Origin of the sequence: Siccirubricoccus deserti, from assembly GCF_014283215.1 — a bacterium.
Lineage (GTDB): Bacteria > Pseudomonadota > Alphaproteobacteria > Acetobacterales > Acetobacteraceae > Siccirubricoccus > Siccirubricoccus deserti.
Window position 1 is genome coordinate 1 of sequence record NZ_JACOMF010000107.1, and the last position, 7,893, is coordinate 7,893.

General features: G+C 68.7%; 6 protein-coding genes. All 6 read right to left on the bottom strand.

Annotated features, from left to right (window positions below; all coding sequences use genetic code 11):
• Positions 1-112 precede the first annotated feature (112 nt).
• From H7965_RS27635 to H7965_RS27660, 6 genes are read right to left on the bottom strand one after another with little or no spacing between them, the layout of a single operon-like run.
• Positions 113-2,416, bottom strand: a complete 2,304-nt coding sequence (locus H7965_RS27635) for a phage tail protein (protein ID WP_186773751.1) — start codon at positions 2,414-2,416, stop codon at positions 113-115.
• Between the two features lie 3 nt (positions 2,417-2,419).
• Positions 2,420-2,863, bottom strand: coding sequence for a C40 family peptidase (locus H7965_RS27640; protein ID WP_186773752.1), 444 nt, complete (start codon positions 2,861-2,863; stop codon positions 2,420-2,422).
• The gene (locus H7965_RS27645) at positions 2,853-3,929 is read right to left on the bottom strand and encodes a DUF2163 domain-containing protein (RefSeq protein WP_186773753.1); all 1,077 of its coding nucleotides are present in this window, start codon (positions 3,927-3,929) and stop codon (positions 2,853-2,855) included. Before H7965_RS27645 ends, H7965_RS27640 begins: the two co-directional genes overlap by 11 nt.
• Complete coding sequence (locus tag H7965_RS27650; RefSeq protein ID WP_186773754.1) at positions 3,926-5,026, bottom strand: hypothetical protein; 1,101 nt, start codon at positions 5,024-5,026, stop codon at positions 3,926-3,928. The genes H7965_RS27645 and H7965_RS27650 overlap by 4 nt, the downstream gene beginning before the upstream one ends.
• Before the next feature lie 2 nt (positions 5,027-5,028).
• A complete protein-coding gene (locus H7965_RS27655) occupies positions 5,029-5,673 on the bottom strand; it encodes a DUF2460 domain-containing protein (RefSeq protein WP_186773755.1) in 645 nt (214 codons plus the stop codon).
• Positions 5,670-7,868, bottom strand: a complete 2,199-nt coding sequence (locus tag H7965_RS27660) for a tape measure protein (protein WP_186773756.1) — start codon at positions 7,866-7,868, stop codon at positions 5,670-5,672. Before H7965_RS27660 ends, H7965_RS27655 begins: the two co-directional genes overlap by 4 nt.
• Positions 7,869-7,893 lie beyond the last annotated feature (25 nt).

The following is a 7,893-nucleotide window of genomic DNA, read 5'->3' on the forward strand; positions in this document are numbered from 1 at the left end:
TGCATCGAGCCGGTTCAGCCCCTGGCTATGCGCGAGTTCCTTCTGCGCCTGCCCTACCGCGATATAGGGCAGGGCCAGGCGTGGGGTTGTTGTCCCGGACATGGGCTCTCCTTCAGACCGTGGCGACCCGCGCCGCGCCGCGCCCAACTTCGGGGCTGACCTGATAGACGCGGACCGCCAGGCTCGCCTGCGTGTTCCCGAAATCCGTCACCTGATCTGCGGCCGGATAGGTCGCCGCCGGCGTCGTCAGTTCGGTGATGGTGCGGACCACCGTGCCGCCGTTCATGATCTCGACCTCGTATCGCTCGGCCGTCTCGCCCAGCGGCACATCGACCCCATCCGACCAGGCCGACGGAATGCGGGTGCGCCGCGTCCACGACAGCGCGATATCCCCGCCGCCATTGCGCAGCCCCGCCACCGCCACCGGCGAATAGGGCCGCAGCGCCTCGCACCCGTTGGTGAAGGTGAATGAGGAAACCGCCGACGCCTGCTGATAGAGGCTGACGCCCTTGTAGAAGAACGTGGCCCCGCGCAACGCCAGGCCATCGCGCACACGCTCCATCCCGATCGACCCGTCGAGCAGCACAAAGCGCTCGCCGCCACCGTGCGTTGCCGTGTGGCGATCCGTGCCCATCCGCCCGCGCACCAGCCCAGACAGACGGTAGGTCCCCGCGGCGATCAGGGCCGCGGTGCGAAACTGAATGATCTCCGATCCGACGAGCGCGCCGTTCCGCCCGAGGTAGAGCCCGGCATCCGTGGTGCTTTCCAGTGTGTCGGTCATGTCCAGCAGCGTCACGTCCAGCGAGTTTGCTTCATCGATGAACAGCCAAGGCCCATCGGCCAGCGTCGTGCCGCAGGTGCCGATCACGCCCTGCCCGATCGGATAGGCGATCTCGCCGAAGCTCACATTGTCCTGCGCCCGCAGCACCGCCGCCGAGCGCCAGCCCGCGGGCCCACCCGCGACGTAATAGAAGCCTGCGTCATCGTCGACCGTCGAGAGCAGCGGGATGTCCATCATCACCAGCGTCGTCGGGACGATGGCCGGGAACGGCGCCGGCCGCACGGACGGGCTTGCGGCCGTGGCCGTGCGCGGCGCCCATGCGCCGATGATCTCGACCGCTCCCGAGACCTCGACCAGGCCATTGGCACCGATCGCCGCCTTGGTCACGTTGACCCGGCGCCAAGCGTCGGCAAGCAGCACATCCACGCTGTCGCCCGGCCGCAGGGACTGGAACGATGGCGGCAGGCGCAGCCCGTCGATGGTGGTTCGCGCCGCCCACAGATCCCGCAGAATCTGCTCGGCCCGCGCCTTGGCCAGGCTGGCGTCGAGCGCGATGGCGAAATCATAGGATGCCGAAGCCGCGGCGCTGCCATCCTGGCGCGAAGCCCGGACGGTGTTCTCCTGATAATCGCGTGCCGGGTCCGCGAAGGTGAGGGAGATCGAGGCCGCCATCGCTGCCTCCTCAGCGCGGGAGACGGTGTAGCGCTCGCTTTCGGCCGGCCGGTTCTCGCCGGTGCCGAATTGGTCGAAGTCCATGCCGCCGGTGCTGGCGATGCCCCGCGGCTTGATCGTGATCCCGCCCGGGCTACCGACACCGACCAGGGAAAAGCCCGTCATCAATTCTTCCATGGCGCTCCGGGCGGATGCAGCGCGGCGCACGACATAGCCAGGCAGGGCAAGGTCGATGCTGGCGCAATCGAGTGCGGTCACCCCTGCGCGTGCGGCCAGCTTCGCCAGTGCAGCCCCGACTGTCTCCTGCGCAGGCTCGAAATCGACCTCGATCTGCGGAATGCGGTTGCCGAAATTGGCGAGTTGCAGCTCCTCGAAGACAATGTAGGCCACGCCGCGATAGGCGGGCGTGTTCGCAGCCCCCTCGACCGCTGCGATCAGGCTGTCGGCGCTCTGCGATTCCGAGCCGAGATAGATCCGCACGCCGGAGGCCAGGTTGGTCGCCGGCGATTGCGTGGAGTCGTAGAACACCTTTCCGTCACCAAAGATGCGCCGCACGGCCTGGATCGGCCCCTCGCAGATCATGGCCGCGAAATTCGCGGCATAGGTGAAACTCGTCGTGCTGCTGGTGCTGCGCTTGCTGCCACCCTTGCCGCCGCCGCTGCGCATTGTGGTGGTGGTCGCGGTCTCGATCAGAGCCTGCGACCAGATGATGTTGGTGCCGCAGCGGATGCGCTGGCCGAATGCCAAGGGGATCACCGCACCGTAGCTGCTGATCGTCGACTTCAGGTCGCCGAGGCGCGGGCCTTCCTGCGACGTGTTCTTCGCCTTGGGGGCGAACAGCGTGCTGTCGATGTAGGCGCCGGCCAGGGCGCCGATGCCTCGGCCAATGGCCGCACCAACCACCGGGCCGCCGAGCGCCGTGCCGATGATCCCGCCGACCACCGATAAAGCCAGCGTCGCCATGCGTCACACAATCCCGGGCAGGCGATAGACCAGGGGGCCAGCCCCGTCGCGGCAGATGCGGGCGGTCCAGTCGTCGGTGATGGGGTGCTCGACCACTCGACGCAGCTGTGCCCAGGCATGGACAAGCCCCCAGCCGCCAGCCAGGCGCGTGACGATCCCGACATGCTGCGGCAGGCCTGGCGTGAATTCCATCAGTGGCATGGCGCCCTCCTCCATGGCGGCGATCCGAGTGAACCGCGCCTCGATCCATGCCCGGAGGCTGCGGCCGTCCGGATGCCGGCCATAGCCTGGCGGGTAGTCGTCCAGTGGCAGACCGAGATCGCGGGCCACGCCGACCACCAGGCCGCCGCAGTCGACGCCCACGCTCCTTAGCCGCGCCTGGTGGTGCCAGGGTGTGCCGATCCAGAGGCGGGCTTCTGCGGCCACCGTCGCGCCGTCAGCGGGCATCGGGATACCGGATCAGGGCGTCGGTGCCAGGCACCGACGGAAAGCCCCGAAAATTCGGCACATTGGCGAATCTATCCCGGCAGGTGGCCAACCGCTTGTCGCAGCCTGCCGTAATGCTGAACGAGTCGCCGACAGCGATCGGCTGGAACCAGGGCTCCCAGACCCCGACCACGCCACCGGCGCCGTGGATGCGCACATCGCGGACGGCGCCCGCGTTCGCCCCGCTGGTCATTGTGACCCGGCCATAGGTCGCCCATCCAGCAGCTTCGGTGAAGCCCGCGCCGGTGAATTGCAGTGCGCCATCGACAGACGTCACCGTCGCCGTGCGCGTCCAGGTCGCGAGCACGATGCCGCAGCGCGCGCTGCCGAGCACGACCCGGCATTCCGGCGAAACCACGTCCAGCACCGGGGTGTCGAGACGTCGGGCATCGTCAAACAGCTCGGCGGAGAACTGCGTCTCGCCAGCCTTGACCGTGCCGATGCGCCCGGCCCGCTTGACTTCGACGCCGCGCCCCGGATCGGCCCAGTCTACCAGCATCACGGTGTAGTCCGCGTCATCGTAGAGGCCGTTGAGCAGGTCGGCAGCAGAAAGCGCGGGCGAGGAAAGAATCCCGGCAACTTCCATCTGGCCGGCGGCCAGTGTTCGGTTGCTCTCGCTCGCCGTCGCCTCGAAAGGAGCTGCCGCAGAATAGACCTCGCCGCCATAGACCACATCGCGATCCAGCGCGGCAAAGCGCAGCACCGTCGCGTCCCTGCGCCGGATGCGCCACAGGTCGCAGGTGGTCGCCGCGGCATCACCAGCCATGCTGCTGGCGACCAGCGCCTCCGTGCGGAACTGGGTCAGGCGCGCCGGAAAGACATCCTCGGCCAGTACTTCGAGCACCAGCTGGGTGACGTTGACCGATCCGCCGCCGCCATCGAGCTCCTCGGCCGCGACCTGGGTGAAGTCGACTGATCCGCCACCGCCATCGAGTTCCTCGGCCGCGACCTGGGTGAAGTCGACCGATCCGCCACCGGCATCAAGTTCCTCGGCCGCGAACTGCGTAACGCGCGTGGCCTCGCTCATGCGACGCGCCGCACGCCGGCCAGGAGGCTGTTCACGGCGGCAGGCGTCCAGGCGACGCCGGTCGCAGGGTCAATCGGAAACAGGCTCACGAAGTAGCGGTAGGTGGTGTCGGGGGCATCCAGATTGCCCGTCGCAGTTACGCCGGAACTGATGAGGACCGGCGTCGTCTCGACCGCCGAGGCGTCCTCCTTTCTCACGCGATAGATCGCACGTAGCGCGCGGACGATGGCGGCAGAGGCAGGCAGATCCTCGATCGCATAGGTATCCGTCAGCGACGCCGAGGCGGCGGAGACAACGGTGGTGTCGTCATCAGGCGTGGCATCGGCCACCGCTGCCCAATTGGTGCCGGTGTTCGGCGTCATTGCGACGGAGTTGTTGGCCGTGGGTTTCAGGCTGCGCACGCGGACCGATCCGAGGAAATCGTTCAGCGCGGACCCCGAACCATCGCATACGTACAGATCATCGATGTCGAAATGCTGGTCAATATATGGAAGGGTACTGCCCGCGATGCCGATTTCGACGATGACGGCCGATATGGCATCGGCAGCATTGACCAGGGTTGCGACGCCACTCTGCGCCTGCACGACCTGGCCATTGCGGCGCAGCGACCAGGATCCTGCGGTTGTCGATGTCAGAGATACCTTGAGCTCGTAATAGATCCACGAGTTCAGCGGCTCGATTTCGCCGGTATTCGTCCATAGCGTCGTGCTGACATCGGTGCCGAGCCCGGTCACCGTCGTTGGCCCGCCAAGCCCGACATAAAGATTTCCGCTGCTGTTCACGCCGAACGCCATGCCACTGCGGCTTGTGCCTGACGACCAGAGCCTGACCCGGGGCCGGACCGTACCCAGCGGGAACGTCAGCCACCGCACGGCAACTCCCACGATGACCGTGGTCCCGGACAGCGTGAACGACTGGCGCACGGTGCCACCCGGGCCGTTGACCACCATGCGGAATGTCATGCAGGCGCGCCCGGTCCGCGGCGTCGTCGTCTTGATGGCCGCATAGGCGCCACCCGTCGTCGTCAGCGACAATTGCTGCCCGAGCTGGGTGACGTCACCGTAGGCATCGAAGCCCTCGAACCCAAGCAGTGCCATGGTCAGAACCTCAGTTCGATGATCGAGATGTTGCGGATGGGCAGGCGGCGCCATCCCTCATAGGTGCCGGAGAGGCTGTCGGTGTCGAAGCGAACCGGCACATCGAACTCGCAGCCGACGGTGATGGCGAGGCCGGTTGGCAGCGTGAGGCCCGATCCGGTGAAGCTCAGCAGGCCGGTGTTCAGATCAACCGACCAGGGATAGTACCCGCTCGAAAGCGTCTCCGTGCCGCTGACGGCAACGCGCGCGGTGCCGGCCACGATCTTGCGCAACGTTCGCATGTAGCTGCCTTCGGCATCGCCATAGAGCTTGGCGATCTGCAACGGCGCGCCGGTATAGGTGCCGATCGCCTGGTCGTTCGCCGTGATAGCGATTTCCGGGCTGACGGCGGTGGAGTAGTCGCCCCAATCCTTGAACCGGAAGCCGAACAGCCGTCCGCGTCGCGCGTGAAAGAAAGCCAGCACCTGGGAGAAATGCGCCAGGGTCTTGATGCCGGTCTCGACGTTGTAGCTGTGTCGCGCCGCCGTCCATTTCTGGTTGCGCTGCTCGATGCCGGAGGAGACGGCCGCGACGTTGGTCGACCAGACCGGGCCGCCGGTGGCGCCATAGGCGATGGAATCCGGAAAGCGAACCTCGTGAAAGCTCATCGAAGGCGTCCCCCACGGCGCACGCCATCCGCGATCGCCGCGGTTACCTGATCGGCCGAACGGCGGAAGCCGTCCGCGTCGGGGCTGTTGATGGTGATGTTGATCGTGCTGGTCCCGCCGTCGGCGGCGACGCCGAGTTTGCCATCGCGGCCCCGGCGCAACGGCATGATGGCCTCTGGGCCAGCCTCGCCCATCAGGCCGGTGCCCCGGGCAAAGGGGAACAGGGTTGGCCGGTCGACGACGCCACCCCGGGCGAAGGGGATCACCCCGGCACCGCCGAACACCGCCCCGTTGGCTGCCGCCTTGAGGCCGCCATCCATGCCAAACAGGCCAAAGCCGCTCGTGATGGCCTTGGACAGATCAAAGCCGCCCAGGGCGCTACCCAGGGCGCCGACCAGGGGCTCGGTGACCGCCTTGCGCAGCACCAGGCGGGAAATGTCCTGCAGGATGCTTTGCAGGACCTTCTGCAGCTTCTCGCCCTTTACCACGGCATCCTCGAAGGCGCTGGAGAAGGTCAGGCCGAGTTCGCGGGCGGTGTCGTTGGTCTGGGCCGTCGCCTCCTGCACCCGCTGCTGGCGGCGCTCCAACTCCTCCAGCGCGGCATTGGCCTCGCGCGAGACCGTCTCGTCGGGGATGGGCTGGCCGATGCGCTCGGAGCGCTCCACCAGCCGGCCGAGGGTCTCGAGGCGGCGGGTGTAGCGCTCCTGGGCGTTCTCGTTGTTCTGGATCAGCCGCTCGCGCTCGCGGATGATGTCGTTGATCTCGCGCTCGGCCTCACGCGCCTCGCGGGCGCCCTCGTTGCTGGCGCGGCGCACGGCGGCGACGCGCGGCTCGAGGCGCCGCAGCGCCTCGTCGCGCTCCTGCAGCGCCAGAGTTTCGAGACGGGTGCGATCGGCGGCGGTGATGCCGCCGGCGGCCTCGGCCTCGCGCAGGCGGCGGGTGCGGTCCTCGTATTCGCTGTTGATCCGGAAGCGGTCGTCCAGCGCCTTGCGCAGTTCCTCGGCATCGGCGGCAGTGCGGCGGCGGCGGGCCTCGGCGGCCTGGGCGGCGGCGCTCTCCTGCTCGGTGCGTTGGCGCTCACCGGCAGCCTGCTCGCCGCGGGTGATCTCCTCCTGGAGCTCGGTGTACTGGCGGCGCAGCTCCTCCAGCCGGGCAGCGCGGTCCACGCCGGCCTGCTGCCGCGCGGTGCCGACCAGCCCGCCGCGGATGCTCCCGCGCCGGGGCTGGGAGCGCAGGCTGTAGCCCTCGCTCTCCGCCTCGAGGCGGGCGATCTGGGCGCGCAGGGCCTCGGCCTGGGCGCGGCGGTCGGCCTCCTGCTCGGACGGGGCAAGCAGGCCGGAGCCGCGGCGTACGCCTTCCAGCACGCGGGCGGCACCGGACAGCGCACGCGCCAGTGCGTTGGACAGGCCGATCGCCTGGTCGAGCCGGGCCAAAAACTGGTCGGCGGCGGCCGTGAGCTGGCCGAAGGCGCGGCTGACGGAGAGCGGGGCGCGCTCGAACTCGCCATTCAGCCGCTCGACGGCACGCAGCAGTGCCGGAAAGACGGTGTCGGCGGTGAGCTTGCCCTCGGAGCCGAGCTTGCGCAGCTCGCCGATGGAGACGCCGAGCTCGCGCGCCAGCGCCTGCGCCAGGGTCGGCAGGCCCTCCAGGATCGAGCGCAGCTCGTCGCCCTGCAGCGTGCCCGACGCCAGCGCCTGGGCGAGCTGCTGGGTGGAGGAGGCGATCTCCTGCTGGCTGGCGCCCGAGGCGATGGCGATGCGCTGCAGCCCGCCGACCAGGGTGGCCACCTGATCGGAGGTGGCGCCGATCTCCCGGGCGGCGATCGAGAAGCGGGCGAGGGCGTCCACGCTCTCGCGCACGGCAACGCCGGTCTGCAGGCTGTCGCGATACAGCCGGTCGTAGATCTCGCCGGCACGTTCGACTGAGCCGAGCGCGGTGTTCAGCCGCCCCATGGACTGGGTGAGTGCGTCGCCCGCCACCACCACGGCGCGCAGTCCGGCGGCGAGGCCGGCGATCTGCACGCCGCGGACGGCGACGTCGAGCAGATCGAGCGCGCGCGAGGCGCGATCGGCACCGCCCTGGATGCGCTCCAAGCTGCGTTGGCCGGTCTCGCCGACCTCGCGCAGCTCCTGCTTGACCCGGGCGGCGTCATCCAGCGACAGCCGGACCGAGACGCGGCGCGTGCTATCCGCCATGCGTCACGCCTCCTGCGTCGGTGGG

Excerpts from the sequence above, each read along its gene's own strand:
- H7965_RS27650 (WP_186773754.1), bottom strand. The coding sequence starts at position 5,026 with ATGGCACTGCTTGGGTTCGAGGGCTTCGATGCCTACGGTGACGTCACC.
- H7965_RS27635 (WP_186773751.1), bottom strand. The coding sequence starts at position 2,416 with ATGGCGACGCTGGCTTTATCGGTGGTCGGCGGGATCATCGGCACGGCG.
- H7965_RS27655 (WP_186773755.1), bottom strand. The coding sequence starts at position 5,673 with ATGAGCTTTCACGAGGTTCGCTTTCCGGATTCCATCGCCTATGGCGCC.
- H7965_RS27640 (WP_186773752.1), bottom strand. The coding sequence starts at position 2,863 with ATGCCCGCTGACGGCGCGACGGTGGCCGCAGAAGCCCGCCTCTGGATC.
- H7965_RS27660 (WP_186773756.1), bottom strand. The coding sequence starts at position 7,868 with ATGGCGGATAGCACGCGCCGCGTCTCGGTCCGGCTGTCGCTGGATGAC.
- H7965_RS27645 (WP_186773753.1), bottom strand. The coding sequence starts at position 3,929 with ATGAGCGAGGCCACGCGCGTTACGCAGTTCGCGGCCGAGGAACTTGAT.